We start from the raw sequence: 20,514 nt of genomic DNA, 5'->3' as shown, positions 1-20,514 counted from the left end.
TCGATAACGATGCGTTCCGGCATCGAGCGTAACCTAGGTCGAGCCTGACGCTTGGCCAGCTGGCGCGTGGCGATGATTATTTCAATAACGGCTGGATCTGCGCCAGCATGGACGAGGCCGGATCAGGGCTCAGGCAGTCGATAACGATGCGTTCCGGCATCGAGCGTAACCAGGTCAGCTGACGCTTGGCCAGCTGGCGCGTGGCGATGATGCCTGTTTCGCGCAAGGCGGCGCGGTCGATGCGGCCGTCGAGGTAGTCCCAGGCCTGGCGGTAGCCCACGCAGCGCATCGAGGGCAGGCCCGGGTGCAGGTCGCCGCGCCGGCGCAACCCATCCACTTCATCGAGCAGGGCGTCGTTTTTCAGCATCAGGTCGAAACGCGTGGCGATGCGCGCGTGCAGCACGGCGCGATCCGACGGCTCCAGCGCGAACGATTGCAATTGAAACGGCAGCACGGTCTTTTCGCGGCGGTCCAGCAGGGCCGACATGGGCTGGCCGGACAGGGCGATGATTTCCAGCGCGCGGCCGATGCGCTGCGCGTCCTGCGGCGCCAGGCGCGCTGCCGTGACGGGATCTTGCTGCGCCAGGCGCGCATGCATGGCGGGCCAGCCGATGGCGGCCGCGTCTTCTTCCAGCTGGGCGCGCAAGGCAGGATCGGCCCCGGGCAGATCGTCGAGGCCATCGGCCAGGCCCTTGAAGTACAACATGGTGCCGCCGACGAGCAGCGGCAGCTTGCCGCGTGCGGAAATTTCGCTCACCAGGCGCAGGGTGTCGTTGCGGAACTGCGCGACGGAATAGGCGTCCAGCGGGTCGATGATGTCGATCAGATGATGCGGTACCTGGGCCAGTTCTTCCTTCGACGGTTTGGCCGTGCCGATATCCATGCCGCGGTAGACGAGGGCGGAATCGACGGAGATGATCTCGGACGGAATCGCTTGCGCGATGGCCAGCGCACTGGCCGTCTTGCCGCTGGCCGTGGGGCCCATGATGGCAACGGCCAGGGGGAGGTGTGGGGTGTTTGTCATGGTGACTCTTGTAAGGTGATGCGTAGGTCGGATTAGCGCAAGCGTAATCCGACGTGATGCCGCCGCTGCAGTGTCGGATTACGCTGCGCTAATCCGACCTACTGGCCGCGCAGGAACAGTTTATCGAGCGCATTGATCTCGACCTGCACCCACGTCGGCCGGCCGTGGTTGCACTGGTCGGCGCGTTCCGTGCTTTCCATCTGGCGCAGCAGGGCGTTCATTTCCTGCACCGACAAGATCCGGTTGGCGCGCACGGCCGTATGGCAGGCCAGGGTGCCCAGCAATTCGTTCTGGCGCTCGATCAGCACGCGCGAGCCGCCGTATTCGCGCACGTCGCGCAGCACGTCGCGCGCCAGGGTTTGCGCGTCCGCGTTTTTCAGCAGTGTCGGCACGCTGCGCACGGCCAGCGTGGTGGGCGACAGGGCGGCGATGTCGAAGCCCAGCGCTTTCAATGTGTCCTGGTTTTCATTCGCCGTCGACACTTCGATGGCGTCCGCATAGAAGGTGACGGGGATCAGCAAGGATTGCACCTGCATGTCCTGACCGGACACTTGCGCCTGCAGCGCGTTTTTCAGCTGCTCGTACAGGATGCGCTCGTGCGCCGCGTGCATGTCGACCAGCACCAGGCCCTTGGTGTTTTGCGCCAGGATGTAGATGCCATGCAGCTGGGCCAGGGCAAAGCCCAGCGGATATTCTTCGCGCGCCATCGCTTCGGGCGAGGCGATGTACGGCTCCACCTGCGTGATCGGCGAGTTGGCGGCGCCTGCACCGCCGCCGAACAGGGCGCCATAGGCCGCCGTATCCTGGGCCACGCCTGGGGCGTCGGCAAAAAAGGGACGGTTCGCGCCGGGCGAGGCGGGCGCGAAGGTGTTCGTGAATTGCGCGCCGAACGAGGTCTGCGTCTGCTCGCGGCGCCAGATGCCGGACCCACCCAAGCCCGCGCCCGCGGTATCGCCGCTCAGACTGGAGGCGGCCGGCAAAGGCGCCGGTACGCTGCCGAACGCTGTGGCCGACGTCTGCGCCAGCGCGCGCTGCACGGCGTGGAAGACGAACTGGTGCACGGAACGGCTGTCGCGGAAGCGCACTTCGATCTTCGACGGGTGCACGTTGACGTCGACCAGGGCCGGGTCGAGGTCGAGCGCCAGCACGTACGATGGAAAACGGTCGCCGTGCAGCACGTCCTGGTAGGCCATGCGCACGGCGTGCACGAGCAGCTTGTCGCGCACGAAGCGTCCGTTCACATAAAAGAACTGGCCATCGGCGCGCGCCTTCGATGCCGTCGGCAAGCCGGCAAAGCCGTGTATGCGCAGGCTGCCGGCCGACTCGTCCAGCGCCAGGCGCGCTTCGGCGAAGTCATTGCCGAGGATGTGGGCGCTGCGCTTGGCCAGTTCGCTGATATTCCACTGGTCGATGGTGCGCCCGTTGTGCGACAGCGAGAACGATACGTCCGGCCGCGCCAGCGCGATGCGGCGCACGACTTCGGCGCAGTGGCCGTATTCCGTCTGCTCGGATTTGAGGAATTTTCGCCGCGCGGGCGTGTTGAAATACAGGTCCTGCACGTCGACCGTGGTGCCGTGCGCGCCCGACGACGGAGAGACGCTGCCATTGTGCGAGCCGACGATTTCCCACGCATGCGCCGCGTCAGCCGTGCGCGAGGTCACGGTGACGGCGGCCACCGAGGCGATCGAGGCCAGCGCCTCGCCGCGAAAGCCCAGGGTGCCCACGTTTTCCAGGTCGTGCAGCGAGGCGATCTTCGACGTGGCGTGGCGCGCCAGGGCCAGCGGCAGCTGATCCTTGTCGATGCCGCGGCCGTTATCGGTAATCGCGATGCGTTTCACGCCCCCTTCTTCCAGCCGCACCGTGATCTGCGTGGCGCCCGAGTCGAGCGCGTTTTCCAGCAGTTCCTTGACGACAGCCGATGGCCGCTCGACCACCTCGCCGGCGGCGATTTGCGAAATCAACTGGTCAGGCAAGGCCTGGATCGGGCGGTGGGGCGTAATGGGAGCGTTCATGCGCCAATTATACCGGGGTCAGACCCTCAACGCCGCCAACGCCAGCGTACTTGGGGTCAGACCCTCAACACCGCTAACTCAAAATTTAGCGCCTACGTGCCCGGGGGTCTGACCCCAGCCTTAGTCCCTATTTATTCCCCACCTCCCGCACCGGTATCGGCGCATTGCACACGTCGACGTGGCCGGCCGTGACCTTGCTCCACGGGCCGCCGCGGTGGCGCTGGGCTTCCAGCACGGCCTGGTAGGCGGCGCTGTCGGTGCGCATCACTTCCAGCTTGCTGCGCTGCTCGGGCGGCACGCTGGCGGCCAGGCGGATGGCCTTGATCGGCACGTTTTTCTCGGGGCTGTCATAAAAGCCCATGGGCCCCGTGCCGCGCGGCAGGGTGGACAGCAATGGCATGCCGGAGACGACCCTGCCGACGACGGTGATGTCGCGGTCCAGGTGGCGCGGCGACTGGCCGATGACGGCGTACAGTTCCGTGCCGCCGCCGCTGTCGCTGGCGCTGTCGCGGCCCACGCCCACGGTGGCATAGCAATGCGTGAGCCAGGCCGTGCCCGTTTTCGGATCGCGCGCGGACGGGAAACCGTTCGAATGGCCCACTTGCGGCGCATAGCCGTCGACGTCCGGCAGGCGCGTGAAGCTCTTGATATTTTTCAGCGGTACCGTGAATTCGCCGGGCAGGGTGCGCTGCGCATGCTGGATCGGCTTGGGATTCTTCTCGTTCGGATCGCCCCACTGCGCCACCCAGTTGTCCTGCGCGCGCGTGATCGCCAGGCCGTCGTAATACTGTTCCGCCACCAGGGCCTTGATATTGGCCACGTGCTTGGGCGCGAAGTCCGGTGCCAGTTCGATCACCACGCGGCCGGCGGGAATGTCCAGGTACAGGGTGTTGTCCGGGTCCAGTGGACGCCAGTCGGACGACTTCGAGGCCTTGATCACGTCGGCCAAGGTCGCCTTGGCGGGCAGTTCGGCGGGCGCCTTGATCTGGACGGGCGCCGCGTGGGCAGCCAGCTGTGCAAGGCCCAGTACGGTGGCCATGGTCAGGCCGCTCAGTGGGTGTCGATACATGTTTTCTCCTGGTCGGCGCGGGTTGCGCCGTGCAGAAAGTGTATACCGGAATGGCAATATTTCGTCGTAAAAACATTGCATACCGTAATCCTGAGAGTTGCCTGCCGATATGGTGTTTCCTTAACCTTTACTTAAATTGCCACACGCGCAAGGGCGCCGCATAATTAATCCAGAAATATCGGCCCGGGGACTGCCGTTGCGCGGGCCGGGTGGTGTATGATTCCGCCGCTACCTTTAGGGAAAAATATATGGATTTTGTGCAATTCCTCGACATGATCGTGCATGTCGACAAGACGTTGGGTATCTTGATCGAGCAGTACGGCACCCTCGTGTATGCGGTGCTGTTCGCCATTATTTTTTGCGAGACAGGCCTCGTGGTGCTGTTTTTCTTCCCTGGAGATACCTTGTTGTTTATCGCCGGCGCGTTTTGCGCGACGGGACAGATGCACCTGGGCTTGCTGATCTTCCTGCTCGTCACGGCGGCCATCACGGGCAATACGCTCAATTACTGGATAGGCGAGGCCATCGGGCAGAGGGTGTTTACCCACGATTACCGCTGGATCAACAAGGACGCCATGCGCCGCACGCATGAATTCTTTGAAAAGCACGGTGGCAAGACCATCATCCTGGCCCGTTTCGTGCCGGTGGTGCGTACCTTCGCCCCGTTCGTGGCCGGCATTTCCGACATGACGCATGTGCGCTTCCAGATGTACAACATCACGGGCGCCCTGTTGTGGGTGGTCGGTCTGGTCACGGCGGGCTACTTCTTCGGCAATATCCCGTGGATCCGCGACCATCTGACCTTGATCGTGCTGATCGGTGTCGGCGCCGCCGTCGTGCCGGTGGTACTGGGCGGCATGTGGAAACTCTACAAGCGCATGGTCGGCAAGTCGGCGTAATTGCTGCAAAGATCCAGGGCAAGCATGCTGCGGCGCCGTCCACAGCTGGCCCTGGATCCCGTTTTCTCTTCGGTACTTCTGTTTTGCTCCTGCCCTGATTCAAGTTTTGTTGCTTTACAGCCGTAAACCAGAAGGTATTCTCACTTTCTGGATTTCCATGCGACATTTGAGCGCCCTGTTAGCTTGCAGCCTTGCCGTGATGACGGCCATGGCAAGCGCCAAAGATGCCCCCGCCCCGGCGAGCGCCACCGCATCCGCGCCCATGTCGGCGTCGGCGCGCGCGGCCGCCATGAAAACCCTGACCGAGTCGGTGAAGGGCAAGGAGGCCAAGGCGCCTGTCGTCGTCGCGCCCACGGCGCGCGAAAAGGAGGAAGCGGCCGAAGTCGATCTGTCCGAACGCATCGCCGCGCGCCTGGCGGAAATGCGCGCCACCCAAGCTGCCCGCGCCGCCGCCCGCGCCAAGCGCGCCGCCGTGGTGAAGGCCGCGCCGCCGCCACCGCCACCCGTGCCGCGCGGCACGCACTGGTCGTACGAGGGCGACAGCGGTCCGGCCAACTGGAGCAAGATCAATGTCGACTGGGGCAAGTGCGGCAATGGCAGCCGCCAGTCGCCGATCGATATCCGCGACGGCATGAAGGTGGAGCTCGAGCAGATCAGCTTTGACTACCGCCCGTCGTCGTTCAACGTGGTCGACAATGGCCACACGGTGCAGGTGGGCGTGAGCGGCGGCAATTACATCACGGTGCAGAACCGCATGTTCGAGCTGCAGCAATTCCATTTCCACCGCCCGTCCGAAGAGCGTATCAATGGCAAGGCCTTCGAGATGGTGGTACACCTGGTGCACCGCGACGCGGAAGGCCGGCAAGCCGTGCTGGCGCTGCTGCTCGAACGCGGTGCGCCGCAAGCGACCATCCAGACCGTGTGGAACAACCTGCCGCTGGAAAAATTCGAGACCATGCAGCCGACCATCCTGCTCGACCCGGCCGAAATGCTGCCGGCGCGGCGCGACTACTACACGTACATGGGATCGATGACGGAGCCGCCTTGCAGCGAAGGCGTGCTGTGGATGGTAATGAAGCAACCGGTGCAGGCGTCGCCGGCGCAGATGGCGCTGTTCAGCCGCCTGTATCCCTTGAATGCGCGCCCGGTTCAGCCGACCAATGGCCGCATCATCAAGGAATCGAATTAAACGAATGCGAGGCGCTGGCGCCCGGTCCATTCGGCGCCGGCGGCCAGCGTATCGGGCTGGATCAGGGCCGGCTCGATGCAGATGAAGCGCGGCTGCTCGTCGTCGGCCAGGTCGGGCAGGGCGGCCGCGTCTTGCGCGCCCGGGTTCCACACGACGGCGTCCGTAAAGCCCTGCTGCTCCAGGCGCAGGGTGTGGCGGCCAGACTGCAGGCTCAAGGCGCCCGGCAGCTGGTAGTAGATGCGGTCCAGCTTGTCCGAAAATTGCAGCACTTCTTCCGCCTGCAGGGCATCTTGCGGCGTCTCGTCCGAATAGCGCACGCGCTGCAAGCCTTTGATGCGCGCTTCGCTCAAATCATCAATCGAAAAATACGTATGCAGGGCGGCCGAAAACGGAAACGCCTGCTCGCCCGTGTTGTGCACGGACAGGTCCAGTTCCAGCGCCTGCGCCTTGACGGCCACGCGCAGGCACAAGGTGAAGGCGCAGGGCCAGCTGGCGGCGATCGCTTCGGGCAAGTCGGCCTGGGTCAGGATAAACTGCGCCCATGCGGCGCCATCGCTGTCGCCGCTCGATTCCAGCTGCCACGTTGCCACGCGCGCAAAGCCGTGGCGCATGCCCGTACCGCGCGCGCCGAACTGGGGAAAGATCACGGGTACGCCACCGCGGATGGCGCGGCTGCCGTCGAGGGCCGAATCGCGGCTGCAGAACAGGCGCTCCTGGCCATCGCTGGTCTGCCACGAGACCAGGTGGCCGCCGTACAGGGTGACGGTCGCCTGCGCACCATCGGCCGCGCGGATGGTCACGGCCGGCAGCTCGCCAAAGATACTCTCGCTCATGCTAGGCTTTCATGTCAGGTCAGGCGGCTTTTCGCCAGCGGCGGATTCTTCGCAAAATAATTCTTGATGCCCGTGACGATGGCGTCGGCCATCTGGTCCTGGTAGCCGTTGTCGGTCAGCTTGGCTTCTTCTTCCGGATTCGAAATAAAAGCCGTCTCGATCAGGATGGAAGGGATGTCGGGCGCTTTCAGCACGGCGAAGCCGGCCTGCTCGACGGAGCCCTTGTGCAGGCGGTTGATGCCGCCGATTTCGCGCAGCACGGCCTTGCCCAGCTTCATGCTGTCATTGATCTGCGCCGTCGTCGACAGGTCGAGCAGCACGCTGGCCAGCTGCTTGTCGTGGTTCTTCACGTTCACGCCGCCGATCAGGTCGGCCTGGTTTTCCTTGTTGGCCAGCCAGCGCGCGGCCGTCGAGGTGGCGCCCTTTTCGGACAGCACGAACACGGACGAGCCGCGCGCCGTCGGCTGGATGAAGGCGTCGGCGTGGATGGAGACGAACAGGTCGGCCTGCACCTTGCGCGCTTTTTCCACGCGCATGCCCAGCGGGACGAAGAAGTCGGCGTCGCGTGTGAGCATGACGCGCATGTTCGGCTGCAGTTCCAGCTTGGTCTTGAGGCGCTTGGCGATGGCCAGCACCACGTCTTTTTCGCGGCTGCCCCGGCTGCCCATGGCGCCCGGGTCTTCGCCGCCGTGGCCGGGATCGAGCGCGATGGTAATCATGCGCATCACTTTCTGGCCAGGCTGGGGGCGCGCTTCGGGGCGCTGTTCCGGACGTACGTCGGGCACGGGCGGCACGATCGGTGTTGCCGGTGTGACGGCGGCCACGGGCGGCTTGCCGCTCTCGGGCAGAGGCAGCGCGGGCGGCGGTGTGTGCGTGTCGGCCATCGGTGGCTTGGCCGGGTCGCTCGACCAGTCGCCCTTTTCGATCATCTGCGCGATCAGGTCCGGTTCGCGCACGGGATACAGGTCGAAGATCAAGCGGTGGTTATAGGAGCCGGCCGGCGGCAGGGTAAACAGCTGCGGCGTGACTTCCTCTTTCAGGTCGAACACCAGGCGCACGACGTTGGGCCGGTTCTGGCCCACGCGCACCTGCTTGATGTACGGGTCGTTCGACTGGATCTTCGCCACCAGGCCCTTCAAGGTGGGATTGAGTTCCAGCCCCTCGATGTCGACCACCAGCCGTTCCGGATCCTTGACGATGAAGTGGGTCGCCTTGAGGATGCTGTCGTTTTCCAGGGTGACACGCGTGTAGTCCTCGGCCGGCCAGACGCGCACGGCGAGAATTTGCGCCGCCATCGCCGACATGGGCGCGAACACGGACAACAGCAGGGTGCCGCCGGCCTTGAGGACCGTGCGCCGGGTGATGGGCGAGGAGATCAAAGGTTCGGGGCGAATTTGAGACGGTGAAGGCATGACAGACCCAATTCAGAAGACGCTTGCAATTCTACATCACGTCCTGTACCCGCAACGTTCAAATAAATATTCAGGTCGGCCGGCGGCAGTACCGGTTCGGCTTTCTCCGGCCATTCGACGATGCAGATATTGCGGCCGTCGAAGTCTTCGCGAAAGCCTGCATCGAGGAATTCCTCGGCGCTGCCCATGCGGTACAGGTCGAAGTGGATGACGTTGACGCGCTGGCCATCGAGCTGCACCGTGTACGGTTCGGACAAGGTGTAGGTGGGGCTTTTCACGTGGCCCGCATGGCCGGCCGCGTGCAGCAGGGCGCGCGTGAGGGCCGTCTTGCCGGCACCGAGGTCGCCGTGCAGGTAGATCGCCAGGCCCGGCGCCAGCGCGCGCGCCAGCGCGGCGCCCAGCGCGGCGGTGCCGGCTTCGTCGTGGAGGTGGGCTTTGAAGTGTTCGGTCATTATCTTCGGTATCGCATAAAATGGAGGCTGCTGTCATTGTAACCGCCCGCGCGCCTGCCGTTTTCCGTAAAGTCCCTTATGTCCGCCACCGTCACCGATCTCGCCGTCCTGGCGCGCACCATCAAGGAATGGGGGCGCGAGCTGGGTTTTGCCGAGGTGCGCATCGCCGACGTCGACCTGTCGCACATGGAAGCGCCCTTGCAAGCCTGGCTCGATGCAGGGTATCACGGCGAAATGGATTACATGGCCAGCCACGGCATGAAGCGCGCGCGCCCGGCCGAACTGGTGCCGGGCACGGTGCGCGCCATCAGCGCCCGCATGAATTATCTGCCGCCGGCGCTGGGACCGGACTGGCGCGAACGCGAGGCGGCGCGCGACGCCGACCCTGAAGCGGCCGTGATCTCCGTGTACGCGCGCGGCCGCGATTATCACAAGGTGATGCGTTCGCGCCTGCAGCAGCTGGCCGACCGCATCAAGGGCGAGATCGGCGACTTCGGCTACCGCGTCTTCAGCGATTCGGCGCCCGTGATGGAAGTCGAGCTGGCGCAAAAAGGGGGATTGGGCTGGCGCGGCAAGCACACCTTGCTCATCAACCGCCAGGGCGGCTCCTTCTTTTTTCTCGGCGAGATCCTCATCGACGTGCCGCTGCCCGTCGACCCGCCGGAAACGCCGCGCTGCGGCCAGTGCTCGGCATGCATCACGGTGTGCCCGACACAAGCCATCCTGGGGCCGTACCAGCTCGACGCGCGCCGCTGCATCTCCTACTTGACCATCGAATTGAAAGGCGCCATTCCCGTCGAAATGCGCCCCTTGATCGGCAACAAGGTGTACGGCTGCGACGATTGCCAGACCGTTTGCCCGTGGAACAAGTTCGCCCAGCGCGCCGTCGTGCCGGACTTCGACGAGCGCCACAGCCTGGGCAGCGCCGGCATGGTGGAGCTGTTCGCCTGGACGGAAGAGGAATTCAACCGCCGCATGGAAGGCAGCGCGATCCGCCGCATCGGCCACGAACGCTGGCTGCGCAACCTGGCCGTCGGCATGGGCAACGCGGCCGCCAAGGCCAAGGGCCAGGCCGACATCGTCGCGGCCCTGCTGTCGCGCCGCGAGCACCCGTCGGCCATCGTGCGCGAACATGTGGAATGGGCGCTGGCGCTGCACGGCATCGCCTAGACCGTCCTTACACCTGCTTCAGGCGCAGCGCCGACCAGTCCGCGTCGATGGCGACCATCGCCACGCTGTCGAGCCCCACGGTTTGCGCAAAGTCGCGGATATCGTCGCGGTGGATATCGCTGCCCGCTTTGATTCCACCCTTGCGGTACGCCACCCACAGTGCGCCACCGGGCGCCAGGCGCGCCTGCGCCGCTGGCAGGAATTGCTCCAGTTCCGCGCGGCTGCGCGCGAACAGCAGTATCCAGTCCGCATTTTCACCTTCCCGTACCACCCGCTCGGCCGGCAACTGCGCCAGCAATGCCTCATGCTCGCCGCCGTCATTGAGCACGGCCAGGGCCGTGGCATTTTTCACATACATTTTTTCAGCAAAGGTTTTTTCGGACATGGCATCGGCGTGTGGAGTGGGGAAAGACGAGCATAACAAATTTCTCCTTGACTTATCGATATATCGTTATAAAATAGCGATACCTACTAACGATATATCTTTAAAGAGAAAACATGAGAAACTCACACCATACAGAACACGGCCACGGCGGTCATCATCATCACGGCCATTGTGGCCAGCATCACCACCATCATGGCGAGCATCGCCACGAATACTCCATGCATGGCCGCGGCCCGCGCGGCTTCGACGAGCGCGGTGACGGCATGGGCGGTGGTCCTGGCGGGCGCGGTGGACGCGGCGAGCGGGCCGAGCGCGTCTTCGGCCGCGGCGACTTGCCGCTGATCGTGCTGGCGCTGATCGAAATCAGCCCCCGCCACGGCTATGAAATCATCAAGGCCATCGAAGAGCGTTGCGGCGGCGCGTACGCCCCCAGCCCGGGCGCCGTCTATCCCACCTTGACCCTGCTGGAAGAGCAGGACCACGTGACGTCGTCCGAAAGCGCCAGCGGCAAGAAGCTCTACACGATCACGGACCTGGGCCGCGCATATCTCGACGAGAACCGCGCCCAGGTCGACGGCATCCTGGCCCGCCTCGACATGTTTGCCCGCGTCCAGGCGCGCAAGGCCTTGCCCGAGCGCGTGCACCAGGCCATGCACACCTTGAAGCATGCGCTACTGCTGAACAAGACCAATTGGAGCGACGCGGAAGCCGAGCGCGTCTCCGCCGTGCTGGAACAGGCGGCCAACGCCATCGTTGACGGCCACTGAGCCCACTTTACAAGGATACCCAATGACTACTGTATCAACTGCAACGCCACGCCCGCACGCCATCGAACGCGTGCGGCATGACTTGAAACTGCGCGTGCTCACCGTCGTGCGCACCGAACAGATCACGCCGCACATGCGCCGCATCACGCTGGCGGGCGACGACCTCGATGGCTTTGTCTCGCCGGCGCACGACGACCACGTGAAACTGTTCTTCCCCGCCCCGGGGCAGACTACTCCCGTGTTCCCCGTGCTGGGCAATGGCCCGAATCCCATCCAGTACGCGGAAGGCGCGCGTCCCATCGCCCGCAACTACACGCCACGCCGCTACGATGCCGCGCGGCGCGAGCTGGAAATCGACTTCGTGCTGCATGGCGATGGCCCAGCGGCCAGCTGGGCGGCGCAAGCCGCACCGGGCCAGACCCTGGGCGTGGGCGGCCCGCGCGGCTCGATGCTGGTGCCACTCGACTTCGACTGGTATGTGCTGGTGGGCGACCAGACGGCCTTGCCGGCCATCGCCCGCCGCCTGGAGCAGCTGCCGGCCACGGCGCGGGCCATTGCCGTGATCGAGATCGTCGAAGACGGCGAGCAGATCGCGCTCGATTGCGCGGCGCAGCTGGAGGTGCGCTGGGTCGCGCGCAATGGCCGCAAGGGGCCGCTGCTGCTGGACGCGCTGCGTCAGGTCACGCTGCCGTCAGAAGGCGACGGCTATGTGTGGGTGGCGTGCGAGCATGCGCAGGTGCAGGGCTTGCGCGGGCACTTTATTGAAGGCGGGGTGCCGAAGCAGCATCTGCATGTGGCCAGTTACTGGAAGCATGGGGCGGCCGAGCATCATGAACATCACGATGAGTGATGGTGGTGGTGTCGGCTTACGCGCGGGGCGCTAAGCCGACCTACGCCTGATGTGCCGCGCCAGCCGGAGGCCCGCTTCGCGCATGAGACGATTGCCTGGTTTTTAACTTTCCAATTGCATATAATATTTTTTTATAGAAATAATATTCAAGGGGAAAATGTTGAAATTACTGTCTTTGAGCGTGCTGGCCGCAGTGCTGATGGGATGCTCGACGCCGCGTCCACCCGTTGTCATGCCGGAATTCCAGCAGGCGGAATATGACGCCTTGCAAAAAAACGGTACTGGCGGTGTCAAGGGCCAGGCCTTCATGAAGACCAAGGGCGGCGAATTCAAGAAGGCCGGTGGCGAGAAGGTCACTTTGCGACCGAAGACGGAGTATGCCCGCAAGCTGGCCATGCTGCCTGCCTCGCTGTACAAGCGTCAGGTGGTCGGCACCGTCAGCCCGAAGATCCGCGACTATGACCGCACGACCATGGCCGACAGCGACGGCCGGTTCGAATTCACGGAAGTCCCCGATGGCACCTATTACGTCACCACCAACGTGACGTGGTCGGTGTTCTATCCGGGCGCCTTCACGCCCGTCGAAAGCAAGCAGGGCGGCACGCTGACCTCCGAAGTGACGGTGGCGGATGGCAAGGTCTCGACGGTCATGCTGACGCGGTAAGCCCCGTTTCCGTTGTCGTCAACAACCGCGCCCGCTTTACCTTCGTCTTGAGTGGTGGTGTCGGCTTACGCGCTGCGCGCTAAGCCGACCTACGCCTATGCCGACCTGCATTGCAACGTAGGTTGGATTAGCGGCGCGCGAGCGCCGCGTAATCCAACATCAGCGTCATTACTTCAACAACCCCGCCAGCTCCACCGCCGTCTTGACCTGCATCTTGTCGAAGATATGCGCGCGGTGGACTTCCACGGTGCGCATGCTGATGCCCAGCTTGTCGGCCACCACCTTGTTCATCTTGCCCGCCAAAATCAGGTCCAGCACTTCGCGTTCGCGTGTCGACAAGGTGGCAAGGCGCGCGTGCACGGCGGCCAGTTCGCCCGCCTGGCGCGAGTTGGCCAGGCCTTGCTGCACGCGGTCCATCAGGTCGTTGTCGTTGAACGGCTTTTCAAAGAAATCGAAGGCGCCCCGCTTCAGGCTGTCGACGGCCATCGGCACGTCGCCGTGGCCGGTGAGGAAGATCACGGGCAGGCGCGCCGTCAGGTCGCGCTTGACCAGCTGGTCGAACATGGCGATGCCGTTCATGTCGGGCATGCGCACGTCGAGCAGCACGCAGTCGCCGGCGGTGTCGAAGCTGCCATCGAGGCTATCGAGAAATTGCTGGGCGCTGGCGTAGCTGCGCGCCTCGATGCTGCGCGAGGCGGCCAGCCAGGACAGGGAGTCGCGTACGACCTCTTCGTCGTCGATGATGTGTAGCATGGTGTCTCCGGCTTGTCGTTATGCGTTATTAGTTAATCGTTAGTGCGGCGCGCTTGGCGCGGCCGGCACGCTGAAGGTAAAGATCGTTCCGCCAGCGGGGTTGGCGCCGAAGGTCAGCGCGCCGCCGTGAAATTCGATGGCGGTGCGGCAGATGTTCAGGCCCATGCCCATGCCTTCGGACTTGGTCGAGAAAAACGGCGAAAACAGCCGCTCGGCCACGTCCTGGGGAATGCCATGGCCATGGTCGATCACGTCCACCGTCACCATGCCCTGCTGCGCGTCGTGGCTGGCCCGCAGGCGCATGATACGCCGTCCCGGCGCCGCATCCTGCATGGCCTCGATGGCGTTGCGCGTCAGGTTCAGCAGCACTTGCTCGATCATCACGGGATCGGCGCGCAGCAGCGGCAGGTCCGGCGGCAGCTCTTCCTGGATGGTGACATAGTATTTGCGCGCCTGCAGGTCGATCAGCGCGCGGATGCCGTCGATCAGGGTGCGGATGGCGATATCCTGGCGCTGCGGCTCGCTCTTGCGCACGAAATCGTGCACGCTGCGGATGATCTGGCCGGCCCGCTGCGCCTGCGCGCTGGCCTGTTCCAGCGCCGGCTTCAAGGTGCCCGGATCGACGGGGGCGTCATGGTCGATGGCGCGGCGGATCAAATTCAGGGCGCCTGTCGTGTAGCTGGAAATGGCCGCCAGCGGCTGGTTCAATTCGTGCGCCAGCATCGACGCCAGCTCGCCCATGGTGGCCAGGCGCGAGCTCGTTTGCAGCTTTTCCTGCTGCTGGCGATTGAGTTCTTCGACCCGCTTGCGGTCCGAGATGTCGAGCACGGAACCCATCCAGCCCGTCTGCTGGCCATTCTTGTCCACCAGGGGCGCCTCGAAGATCAGCACGGGCACGCGCGTGCCGTCCGGACGCTGGAAATAGGTTTCGAACTGCGGCGTGGGATTGCCGGCCAGTGCCTTGACGAAGCGCTGCTGGTATTCCTCCAGCGCTTCCGGCACCCAGTAGGGCATGGGCGGCAGGCGCCCGAGGATTTCCTCGGGCGGATAACCGACGATCTGGCAAAACGCGGGATTCACGTACGTGACTCTGCCTTCCAGGTCGCGCGCGCGCATGCCCGTCACCAGCGAGTTTTCCATCGCCGTGCGAAACAGCATCTGCTGGCGCAGCGCGCCTTCGGCCACCAGGCGGCGCGAAATATGCCGCCACAGGGCAAGCAAGCTCCACAGCAAACCCAGCGACAGGGCGATGACGGAGCCGACCAGCAGATTGGGCAGCAGCTTGGGCTGGCTTTTCACGCTGTCGGTAAACAGGGTGATGCTGGCGCCGGGCACGTCGAGCGCGCGCTTGTGCGTGTACACGCCGTGGCCGGGGCCGGCGGCGGCGCGCCGCGCCAGCACCTTGTCGTCGCGGTCGATCAGCGAAATCTGGTTATCCTGCGCAAACCACCACGGCACCATTTCATCGAGCAGGCTGCTGATCTGGTAGGTGGCGACCAGGCTGCCCACGTAGCGCTGGCCATCGAACAGGGGCTGGTGGTAATCCATCAGCATGGCGCCCGGCGGCGCGTCGGGAAAGCCCGTCTGCTGCGAAGGCTGGGCGTACTGGCCCCGGTGCAAACGGCGCGCATTGTCGGCCGCCGTCAGCGAGGCCGGCGAAAACGACAGCGCGTGCGGCAGGCTGTTGTCGCTGGTGGCCAGCACCTTGCCGCTGGTGTCGAGCCACAGTACGCGCTGCAATTCGCGGCCATTGCGCAACATCTGCTGCAGCCGTTCGTGCACTTTTTCCGCACCCAGCGAGCCGCTGGCGATGTCCACGCCAAGGTTGAACAGGCTTTCCTCGTTGCGCGCCAGCTGGAAGCGGATGGTCTGCTCCACCCACAGGGTGTCGGCGATCAGCTGCTCCTGGCGTTCGTTGCTTTCCATCTGGCGCGCCTGCCAGGGCAGCCAGAACAGGATGGACAGGAACAGCAGCAGCAGGATGACGGGCAGCAGCCAGCGCATCGGGCTCGATAGCTTGAAGCGGCGCGCAAGGGTGGGGGGAGTCGGCATGGCTGGCAGGGTAGCGGCTTATCGGGAACCGGCTATTGTGGTTAACCACAATAGCCGAAGCAGTTTCTTTGGCACAATATTCAAGTAGACAAATAATAAAGTTTTTCAAAAACCATCCAGGAGACAAAAATGCAGATGAAAACCATGTTCGTCGCGCTGTGCGCGGCCATTGGCGCCACCGCCGGCGTCCACGCTTACGCGCAAGCCCCCATCGTCATCAAATTCAGCCACGTCGTGGCCACCGACACGCCGAAAGGCCAGGCCGCCGAGCGCTTCAAGCAGCTGGCCGAAAAAGCCACGAACGGCAAGGTCAAGGTCGAACTGTACCCGAACAGCCAGCTGTACAAGGACAAGGAAGAACTCGAAGCGTTGCAGCTGGGCGCCGTGCAGATGCTGGCGCCGTCGCTGGCCAAGTTCGGCCCGCTGGGCGTGAAGGAATTCGAAGCGTTCGACCTGCCCTATATCTTCCCCACCAAGACGGCGCTGTACAACGTCACCGAAGGCGAAATCGGCAAGAGCCTGCTGAAAAAACTGGAACCCAAGGGTATCACGGGCCTGGCTTACTGGGACAACGGCTTCAAGGTGATGTCGGCCAACAAGCCGCTGCACATGCCGGCCGACTTCAAGGGCCTGAAAATGCGCATCCAGTCGTCGAAGGTACTCGACGCGCAGATGCGCGCGCTGGGCGCCAATCCGCAAGTGCTGGCCTTCTCGGAAGTGTATCAGGCGCTGCAGACGGGCGTGGTCGACGGCACGGAAAATCCGCCATCGAATATGTACACGCAAAAGATGCATGAAGTGCAAAAGCACGTGACCGTGTCGAACCACGGCTACCTGGGCTATGCCGTCATCGTCAACAAGAAATTCTGGGATGGCTTGCCGCCCGATATCCGCGGCCAGCTGGAAAAAGCCATGCGCGAGGCGACGACGTTTGAAAAAGCCATCGCCCAGCGCGACAACGACCAGGCCCTCGAGGCCATCAAGAAAGCGGGCAAGACGCAGATCTATACCCTGACGGTGCAGGAACAGGCCGAGTGGCGCAAGGCGCTGGCGCCCGTGCAGAAGGCCATGGAAGGGCGCATCGGCAAGGATCTGATCTCGGCGATCAACAAGGAAAGCGCGAAGTAATCGCGCTGGCCACGCCACCCGGCGAGGCTGTCAGGGGCATCCCTGTCTTTCTGCAGCAACGGCACCTGCGCGTCCTGCGCGGGTGCCAGCGTACCCGCATTCTTTGAAAGTCCACCATGAAATTTCTGGATCACCTGGAAGAGTGGCTGATCGCGACCCTGATGGGCGCGGCCACCTTCATCATCTTCGTCGCGGTCGTGCACCGCTACCTGGCGGGCCTGCCGATACCGGGCCTGCAAGACTTCCTGATTCAAATCAATACCAGCTGGGCCCAGGAACTGTGTATCTACATGTTTGTCTGGATGGCCAAGTTCGGCGCCGCATATGGCGTGCGCACGGGCATCCACGTGGGCGTCGATGTGCTGATCAACCGCATGAACCCGCGCTGGCGCGACCGCTTCATCGTCTTCGGCCTGGCTGCCGGCGCCCTGTTTACGGGCATCGTCGGGACCCTGGGCGCCAGCTTCGTGTGGTCGATTGGCCACACGGACCAGACTTCGGCCGACATGGAAGTGCCGATGTGGCTGGTCTACCTGGCCGTGCCGCTTGGTTCCTACCTGATGTGCTTCCGCTTCCTGCAAGTGATGGTGCATTTCATCAAGACGGGCGCCTTGCCGAAACACGACCACTCGCACGTCGAGGGGCTGGAAGATGAACTGACGGCTGAAGAAAAAGGAGCCAAGGCATGAACGCGCTGATCATTTTTGTGTTGCTGCTGGCGCTGATGCTGACCGGCATGCCGATTTCCATTTCGCTGGGCCTGACGGTACTGACGTTCCTGTTTACCATGACCAGCGTGCCCATCGAATCGGTGGCCCTGAAGATTTTCACGGGCATCGAGAAATTCGAGATCATGGCCATCCCCTTCTTCATTTTGGCCGGCAACTTCCTCACGCATGGCGGGGTGGCGCGGCGCATGATCAACTTCGCCAGCTCCATGGTCGGCCACTGGCATGGCGGCCTGGCGCTGGCCGGGGTGATGGCGTGCGCGCTGTTTGCGGCCGTCTCCGGCTCCAGCCCCGCCACCGTCGTGGCGATCGGCTCCATCATCCTGCCGGCCATGGTCAAGCAGGGCTATCCGCGCGGTTTCGGCGCCGGCGTCATCACCACCTCGGGCGCGTTGGGCATTTTGATTCCACCGTCGATCGTGATGGTGATGTATTCCGTCAGCACGAATACCTCGGTGGGCAAGCTGTTCATGGCCGGCGTGATTCCCGGCATGATGCTGGCCATGCTGCTGGGCCTGACGACGTGGTTTTTGGCGCGCAAGCACAACTATCCGCGCATGAAAAAGGCCAGCTGGGGCGAGCGCTTCGTCACGTTCAAGAAGAGCGCCTGGGGCTTGCTGCTGATCGTCATCGTCATGGGCGGCATCTATTCGGGCGCCTTCACGCCGACGGAAGCGGCCGCCATGGCTGCCGTGTACGCCTTCATCATCGCCGTCTTCGTCTACAAGGATTTGAAGATCAAGCAAGTGGGCAAGGTCTTGCTCGATTCGGCCGCCATGTCGGCGATGCTGCTGTACATCATCACGAATGCCGTGCTGTTCTCGTTCCTGATGACCAGTGAAAACATCCCGCAAGCGATGGCCGAGTGGATTACGGGCAAGGGCCTGGGCGTGATCAGCTTCTTGCTGGTGGTCAACGTGCTGCTGTTGTTGGCTGGTAACGTCATGGAACCGTCGTCCATCGTGCTGATCATGGCGCCTATCCTGTTCCCCGTCGCCATGAAGCTGGGCATCGATCCCGTGCACTTCGGCATCCTGATCGTGGTCAACATGGAAGTGGGCATGTGCCATCCGCCCGTGGGCTTGAACCTGTACGTGGGGTCAGGCATCACGAAGATGGGCATTTCGGAGCTGACCGTGGCCGTGATGCCATGGCTGCTGACGATGCTGGCCTTCCTGGGCCTGATCACCTACGTACCACAAATCTCGCTGTGGCTGCCAAATTTAATTTACAACTAAAACAGTTGTCCCCGTCATGGTGCAAAAAAAGTCGATACGGCCGAATAAATGCGCTATGATGGGCAGCCTTAAGGGGAAACACGTATATGCATATGCGCCCCGGTAGCAAGGCTGAAATACAGAATTGGCAACAAGGTTAGTGGGGGAGTGGTCTATAAAAACGGTATTGATACCGGGGATATATTGAGGAGACACACGTTTCACAGAAGTTGTTGAGTCATAGCTGTCTGCGGCCACAAGCCGGCACCGGCGGACCCAAATGACCGGGAACGTGAAGCAATATTTGAAGCGCACCGACTGGTGCGCTTTTTTTTCGTGCGCAGGAAACGTCCGCCGGCACGCCCAAAGTCGGTGCATAATTCCCGTGGCGCCGCTTCCCGCGCCGGCAGGTTGCATATATGCCACACTTGAATAATGATCAGCAGATGAAAAAACAACAGGGCAGTGAACTGTTCAGCGCCATCGTGGCCGCGCCATTCGGCGCCATGGGCGTGCGCGCGCAGGATGGCCAGATATGCGAACTGGTCTATCTGCCGCCGCACTTTGACGAGAAAGACGCGCAGGATGCCGTCTCCGAGCGGGCCTGCCAGCAACTGGCGCGCTATTTCCGCGACCCCGATTATGTCTTCGACTTGCCGCTAGCCGCTTCGGGTAGCACCTATCAGCAACGGGTGTGGACGGCGATCAGCGGCATTGCGCGCGGCCAGGTGCGCACGTATGGCGACGTGGCGCGCCTGATCGGCTCGGCACCGCGCGCCGTGGGCCAGGCCTGCGGCGCCAACTGGTTTCCCGTGGTGATCCCCTGCCACCGGGTCACGGCCGCTGGCGGCCTGGGCGGCTTTGCCCATCACGACGATGCGACGGGTTTCCACCTGGGCGTCAAGCGCTGGCTGCTGGCGCACGAAGGCGTGGCGGGCATGGGGTAGTCTACACGATGATGAATAGCCTGCTGGCGCCCGACAACGCTACCCTGATCGATGAATTCTGCGACAGCCTGTGGCTGGAAGACGGCCTGTCGAAAAACTCGCTGGACGCCTACCGGCGCGACATGCGGCTGTTTGCGCGCTGGCTGGAAGTGGCGCGGCCCGGGCGCGAGGGCCTGTACGAAGTCTCCACGGCCGACATCGAGGCGTATTTCGCGGCCCGCCACGACGAGAGCAAGGCCACGTCGTCGAACCGGCGCCTGTCCGTGCTCAAGCGGTTTTACCAGCTGGCCCTGCGGCACAAGCATATCGCCGCCGACCCGTGTCTGAAGATGGTCTCGGCCAAGCAGCCCGCGCGCTTCGTGCATACCCTGAGCGAAGCGCAGGTGGAAGCGCTGCTGGCGGCGCCCGACGTGAGCACGCCGCTGGGCCTGCGCGAACGCACCATGCTCGAACTCATGTATGCGAGCGGCTTGCGCGTGTCGGAACTGGTGGACTTGAAATCCGTGGAACTGAGCCTCAACGATGGCGTGCTGCGCATCACGGGCAAGGGCAGCAAGACGCGGCTGGTGCCGTTCGGTGAACAGGCGCGGCTGTGGATCGAGCGCTACCTGAAGGAGGCGCGCGGCATCATTCTCGACGGGCAAATGGACGATGCGCTGTTCGTCACGCGGCGCGGGGGCGCCATGACGCGGCAAATGTTCTGGGTCATCATCAAGAAGCATGCGCTGAGCGCCGGCATCACGGCGCCGCTGTCGCCGCACACCTTGCGCCACGCGTTCGCCACCCATTTGCTCAACCATGGCGCGGACTTGCGTGTTGTGCAATTGTTACTGGGGCACTCCGATATTTCCACCACGCAGATTTACACGCATGTGGCCCGCGAACGGCTGAAACTGCTGCATGCGCAGCATCATCCACGCGGCTAAACATTTGGTGTTTGCTCCAACTACGTCATAATGTGCC

20 protein-coding genes are annotated in these 20,514 nt (G+C 63.5%); 11 read left to right on the top strand and 9 right to left on the bottom strand.

Annotation, left to right across the window (positions count from 1 at the left end):
• Positions 1–76 precede the first annotated feature (76 nt).
• From miaA to AC4BCN_RS25425, 3 genes are all read right to left on the bottom strand, one after another.
• Positions 77–1,024 (bottom strand): tRNA (adenosine(37)-N6)-dimethylallyltransferase MiaA, encoded by a 948-nt coding sequence (miaA, locus tag AC4BCN_RS25435; protein ID WP_490492042.1) that lies wholly within the window; start codon positions 1,022–1,024, stop codon positions 77–79.
• A gap of 98 nt (positions 1,025–1,122) precedes the next feature.
• Positions 1,123–3,036: a DNA mismatch repair endonuclease MutL gene (gene mutL / locus AC4BCN_RS25430; protein WP_338679682.1), complete on the bottom strand. Its 1,914-nt coding sequence runs from the start codon at positions 3,034–3,036 to the stop codon at positions 1,123–1,125.
• Positions 3,037–3,163: 127 nt separating this feature from the next.
• A complete protein-coding gene (locus tag AC4BCN_RS25425; RefSeq protein WP_338679681.1) occupies positions 3,164–4,105 on the bottom strand; it encodes a peptidylprolyl isomerase in 942 nt (313 codons plus the stop codon).
• A 248-nt stretch (positions 4,106–4,353) separates the two neighbouring features.
• Here AC4BCN_RS25425 and AC4BCN_RS25420 point away from each other — a divergent pair, with 248 nt between their 5' ends.
• Together AC4BCN_RS25420 and AC4BCN_RS25415 are read left to right on the top strand one after the other, a co-directional pair.
• On the top strand, positions 4,354–5,004 hold the full coding sequence (locus tag AC4BCN_RS25420; RefSeq protein ID WP_034746831.1) for a VTT domain-containing protein: 651 nt from the start codon (positions 4,354–4,356) through the stop codon (positions 5,002–5,004).
• 157 nt (positions 5,005–5,161) lie between these two features.
• A complete protein-coding gene (locus tag AC4BCN_RS25415; RefSeq protein WP_034746833.1) occupies positions 5,162–6,193 on the top strand; it encodes a carbonic anhydrase in 1,032 nt (343 codons plus the stop codon).
• On the opposite strand, the gene AC4BCN_RS25410 is transcribed toward AC4BCN_RS25415, so the two are convergent.
• Genes AC4BCN_RS25410 through tsaE form a run of 3 tightly spaced genes read right to left on the bottom strand, consistent with a single transcriptional unit; the run spans position 6,190 to position 8,890 of the window.
• Positions 6,190–7,026, bottom strand: a complete 837-nt coding sequence (locus tag AC4BCN_RS25410) for a D-hexose-6-phosphate mutarotase (protein ID WP_319990755.1) — start codon at positions 7,024–7,026, stop codon at positions 6,190–6,192. The two genes, AC4BCN_RS25415 and AC4BCN_RS25410, sit on opposite strands and share 4 nt — an antisense overlap.
• Before the next feature lie 14 nt (positions 7,027–7,040).
• The gene (locus tag AC4BCN_RS25405; RefSeq protein WP_034746839.1) at positions 7,041–8,438 is read right to left on the bottom strand and encodes an N-acetylmuramoyl-L-alanine amidase; all 1,398 of its coding nucleotides are present in this window, start codon (positions 8,436–8,438) and stop codon (positions 7,041–7,043) included.
• Positions 8,402–8,890, bottom strand: a complete 489-nt coding sequence (gene tsaE / locus AC4BCN_RS25400) for a tRNA (adenosine(37)-N6)-threonylcarbamoyltransferase complex ATPase subunit type 1 TsaE (protein WP_034746843.1) — start codon at positions 8,888–8,890, stop codon at positions 8,402–8,404. The genes AC4BCN_RS25405 and tsaE overlap by 37 nt, the downstream gene beginning before the upstream one ends.
• A 78-nt stretch (positions 8,891–8,968) precedes the next feature.
• On the opposite strand from tsaE, the gene queG reads away from it, so the two are divergent.
• The gene (queG, locus tag AC4BCN_RS25395) at positions 8,969–10,060 is read left to right on the top strand and encodes a tRNA epoxyqueuosine(34) reductase QueG (protein ID WP_070301251.1); all 1,092 of its coding nucleotides are present in this window, start codon (positions 8,969–8,971) and stop codon (positions 10,058–10,060) included.
• A 7-nt stretch (positions 10,061–10,067) separates the two neighbouring features.
• Here the strand turns inward: queG and AC4BCN_RS25390 are convergent, their stop codons facing one another.
• A complete protein-coding gene (locus AC4BCN_RS25390) occupies positions 10,068–10,445 on the bottom strand; it encodes a DUF3052 family protein (RefSeq protein ID WP_319990756.1) in 378 nt (125 codons plus the stop codon).
• Between the two features lie 218 nt (positions 10,446–10,663).
• On the opposite strand from AC4BCN_RS25390, the gene AC4BCN_RS25385 reads away from it, so the two are divergent.
• The 3 genes from AC4BCN_RS25385 (at position 10,664) to AC4BCN_RS25375 (ending at position 12,726) form a co-directional block, all read left to right on the top strand.
• Positions 10,664–11,212 (top strand): PadR family transcriptional regulator, encoded by a 549-nt coding sequence (locus tag AC4BCN_RS25385; RefSeq protein WP_034746852.1) that lies wholly within the window; start codon positions 10,664–10,666, stop codon positions 11,210–11,212.
• 22 nt (positions 11,213–11,234) lie between these two features.
• Positions 11,235–12,062 carry a siderophore-interacting protein gene (locus AC4BCN_RS25380; protein ID WP_051990799.1) on the top strand — a complete coding sequence of 276 codons (828 nt, stop codon included), beginning with the start codon at positions 11,235–11,237 and terminating at the stop codon, positions 12,060–12,062.
• A 157-nt stretch (positions 12,063–12,219) separates the two neighbouring features.
• Complete coding sequence (locus AC4BCN_RS25375; protein ID WP_319990757.1) at positions 12,220–12,726, top strand: carboxypeptidase-like regulatory domain-containing protein; 507 nt, start codon at positions 12,220–12,222, stop codon at positions 12,724–12,726.
• 168 nt (positions 12,727–12,894) lie between these two features.
• Here the strand turns inward: AC4BCN_RS25375 and AC4BCN_RS25370 are convergent, their stop codons facing one another.
• Both AC4BCN_RS25370 and AC4BCN_RS25365 read right to left on the bottom strand, forming a co-directional pair.
• Positions 12,895–13,479, bottom strand: coding sequence for a response regulator transcription factor (locus AC4BCN_RS25370; protein WP_490492041.1), 585 nt, complete (start codon positions 13,477–13,479; stop codon positions 12,895–12,897).
• Between the two features lie 39 nt (positions 13,480–13,518).
• A complete protein-coding gene (locus tag AC4BCN_RS25365; protein WP_072455110.1) occupies positions 13,519–15,531 on the bottom strand; it encodes a sensor histidine kinase in 2,013 nt (670 codons plus the stop codon).
• Positions 15,532–15,666: 135 nt separating this feature from the next.
• Here AC4BCN_RS25365 and AC4BCN_RS25360 point away from each other — a divergent pair, with 135 nt between their 5' ends.
• From AC4BCN_RS25360 to xerD, 5 genes are all read left to right on the top strand, one after another.
• Positions 15,667–16,659 carry a TRAP transporter substrate-binding protein gene (locus AC4BCN_RS25360; RefSeq protein WP_442908193.1) on the top strand — a complete coding sequence of 331 codons (993 nt, stop codon included), beginning with the start codon at positions 15,667–15,669 and terminating at the stop codon, positions 16,657–16,659.
• 116 nt (positions 16,660–16,775) lie between these two features.
• Positions 16,776–17,348 carry a TRAP transporter small permease gene (locus tag AC4BCN_RS25355; protein WP_099409695.1) on the top strand — a complete coding sequence of 191 codons (573 nt, stop codon included), beginning with the start codon at positions 16,776–16,778 and terminating at the stop codon, positions 17,346–17,348.
• Positions 17,345–18,625 carry a TRAP transporter large permease gene (locus tag AC4BCN_RS25350; RefSeq protein WP_490492040.1) on the top strand — a complete coding sequence of 427 codons (1,281 nt, stop codon included), beginning with the start codon at positions 17,345–17,347 and terminating at the stop codon, positions 18,623–18,625. Before AC4BCN_RS25355 ends, AC4BCN_RS25350 begins: the two co-directional genes overlap by 4 nt.
• Positions 18,626–19,050: 425 nt before the next feature.
• A complete protein-coding gene (locus AC4BCN_RS25345) occupies positions 19,051–19,551 on the top strand; it encodes a methylated-DNA--[protein]-cysteine S-methyltransferase (RefSeq protein WP_490492039.1) in 501 nt (166 codons plus the stop codon).
• Between the two features lie 8 nt (positions 19,552–19,559).
• Positions 19,560–20,477 (top strand): site-specific tyrosine recombinase XerD, encoded by a 918-nt coding sequence (gene xerD / locus AC4BCN_RS25340; protein ID WP_225242529.1) that lies wholly within the window; start codon positions 19,560–19,562, stop codon positions 20,475–20,477.
• Positions 20,478–20,514 lie beyond the last annotated feature (37 nt).

Source organism: Janthinobacterium sp. Bl 1 (genome assembly GCF_058215535.1).
The sequence above is the reverse complement of the archived record's forward strand: the minus strand, read 5'-3'. Positions and strand labels throughout refer to the sequence as shown.

Coding starts and splice junctions, on each gene's coding strand:
- AC4BCN_RS25425 (WP_338679681.1), bottom strand. CDS start 4,105: ATGTATCGACACCCACTGAGCGGCCTGACCATGGCCACCGTACTGGGC.
- AC4BCN_RS25375 (WP_319990757.1), top strand. CDS start 12,220: ATGTTGAAATTACTGTCTTTGAGCGTGCTGGCCGCAGTGCTGATGGGA.
- AC4BCN_RS25370 (WP_490492041.1), bottom strand. CDS start 13,479: ATGCTACACATCATCGACGACGAAGAGGTCGTACGCGACTCCCTGTCC.
- miaA (WP_490492042.1), bottom strand. CDS start 1,024: ATGACAAACACCCCACACCTCCCCCTGGCCGTTGCCATCATGGGCCCC.
- AC4BCN_RS25345 (WP_490492039.1), top strand. CDS start 19,051: ATGAAAAAACAACAGGGCAGTGAACTGTTCAGCGCCATCGTGGCCGCG.
- AC4BCN_RS25405 (WP_034746839.1), bottom strand. CDS start 8,438: ATGCCTTCACCGTCTCAAATTCGCCCCGAACCTTTGATCTCCTCGCCC.
- AC4BCN_RS25390 (WP_319990756.1), bottom strand. CDS start 10,445: ATGTCCGAAAAAACCTTTGCTGAAAAAATGTATGTGAAAAATGCCACG.
- AC4BCN_RS25360 (WP_442908193.1), top strand. CDS start 15,667: ATGAAAACCATGTTCGTCGCGCTGTGCGCGGCCATTGGCGCCACCGCC.
- AC4BCN_RS25350 (WP_490492040.1), top strand. CDS start 17,345: ATGAACGCGCTGATCATTTTTGTGTTGCTGCTGGCGCTGATGCTGACC.
- AC4BCN_RS25415 (WP_034746833.1), top strand. CDS start 5,162: ATGCGACATTTGAGCGCCCTGTTAGCTTGCAGCCTTGCCGTGATGACG.
- tsaE (WP_034746843.1), bottom strand. CDS start 8,890: ATGACCGAACACTTCAAAGCCCACCTCCACGACGAAGCCGGCACCGCC.
- AC4BCN_RS25385 (WP_034746852.1), top strand. CDS start 10,664: ATGCATGGCCGCGGCCCGCGCGGCTTCGACGAGCGCGGTGACGGCATG.
- AC4BCN_RS25355 (WP_099409695.1), top strand. CDS start 16,776: ATGAAATTTCTGGATCACCTGGAAGAGTGGCTGATCGCGACCCTGATG.
- queG (WP_070301251.1), top strand. CDS start 8,969: ATGTCCGCCACCGTCACCGATCTCGCCGTCCTGGCGCGCACCATCAAG.
- AC4BCN_RS25410 (WP_319990755.1), bottom strand. CDS start 7,026: ATGAGCGAGAGTATCTTTGGCGAGCTGCCGGCCGTGACCATCCGCGCG.
- xerD (WP_225242529.1), top strand. CDS start 19,560: ATGATGAATAGCCTGCTGGCGCCCGACAACGCTACCCTGATCGATGAA.
- AC4BCN_RS25365 (WP_072455110.1), bottom strand. CDS start 15,531: ATGCCGACTCCCCCCACCCTTGCGCGCCGCTTCAAGCTATCGAGCCCG.
- AC4BCN_RS25420 (WP_034746831.1), top strand. CDS start 4,354: ATGGATTTTGTGCAATTCCTCGACATGATCGTGCATGTCGACAAGACG.
- mutL (WP_338679682.1), bottom strand. CDS start 3,036: ATGAACGCTCCCATTACGCCCCACCGCCCGATCCAGGCCTTGCCTGAC.
- AC4BCN_RS25380 (WP_051990799.1), top strand. CDS start 11,235: ATGACTACTGTATCAACTGCAACGCCACGCCCGCACGCCATCGAACGC.